Annotated in this window: 1 protein-coding gene and 1 pseudogene; both read left to right on the forward strand. The window is 76.5% G+C overall.

The window, feature by feature from the left end; genetic code table 11:
* Positions 1-617 (forward strand): annotated as a pseudogene (locus AC08ON_RS15570) (hypothetical protein); the annotation flags it as partial.
* 2 nt (positions 618-619) lie between these two features.
* Positions 620-1,123 (forward strand): tetratricopeptide repeat protein, encoded by a 504-nt coding sequence (locus tag AC08ON_RS15575; protein ID WP_476617223.1) that lies wholly within the window; start codon positions 620-622, stop codon positions 1,121-1,123.
* Position 1,124 lies beyond the last annotated feature (1 nt).

Here is a 1,124-nt window from a genome sequence, read left to right on the forward strand (position 1 = left end):
CCGACGGCCGCTGGCTGATCGTGCTCGACGACGCCGCCGACGCCGACACGCTGCCGGACTGGCTGCGGCCCACCGAACCCGGCCGGCTGCTACTGACCTCCCGCAACCCCGGCTGGGACCATCTCGGCCCGGTCGTGCCGGTCGGGCCGATGGACCGGGCCGAGTCCGTCACCCTGCTCGCCGGCCGGCTGCCCGCCGTCGAACGGACGGTCGCCGACCGGATCGCCGAGCGGCTCGGGGACCACCCGCTCGCCCTCGACCAGGCCGCCCACCGCATCAGTACCGGCCGCACCCCCGCCGAGACCTACCTTCAGGTGTTAATCGACCGGCCGGAGGTCCTCCTGGCGCAGGGGGAGGTGAGCGGGCGGCCCGGGGCCACCGCCCCCACCCTCTGGGACGAGCCGATCCGCCGGCTCGACGCCGAGGCACCGGCCGCCGGCCACCTGCTGCGGATCGTCGCGCACGGCGACAACGAACCGATCCCGATCCGGCTGTTCACCGCCGAGCCGGACGTGATCCCCGATGCCGGGCTGCGGGCGGCGACCCGCTCGCCCTCGCCGACACCGTCGGCGTCCTGGAGCGGTACGGCCTGGCCCACCGCGACGCGGACACCGTGACGATGCACCGGCTGGTGCGGGCCGCCGTGCACACCCACACCGGCCCCGACCAGGCCGACGAGATCGTCGCGACCATGGCCCGGATGCTGCGCGCGTCGCTGCCCGACGCCGTCACGGCCAACCCGGAAGCCTGGCCCGCCTGGCGGGAGCTGCTCCCGCATACGCTCGCCGTGCTCGACGCCACCGCCGAGCGTCCGGAGGCCGACGGTCCGGAGGCCGCCTGGCTGGCGGAACGCTCGGCGGCCTACCTGCTCGAGCAGGGCCGAGCCGACCAGGCCCTCCCCCTCGCGGCCCGCGCCCTGGCCGCCCGCGAGCGGCTCGACGGCCCGGCGCACGTCGACACCCTGGCCTGCCGGGAGACCCTCGCGCGGGTCGCCCGCGGCGCCGGACGGATCGACGCCGCCGGCCGCCTGGCCGAGCGCACCGTCGCCGACCGCGAACGCATCCTCGGCCCCGAACACCCCGACACCCTGGTCAGTCGGGACACCCTAGCGGGAGTTTTCTAGA

The sequence above is a fragment of the Frankia sp. CoWAU3 genome, from assembly GCF_977971855.1.

Coding starts and splice junctions, on each gene's coding strand:
- AC08ON_RS15575 (WP_476617223.1), top strand. CDS start 620: ATGCACCGGCTGGTGCGGGCCGCCGTGCACACCCACACCGGCCCCGAC.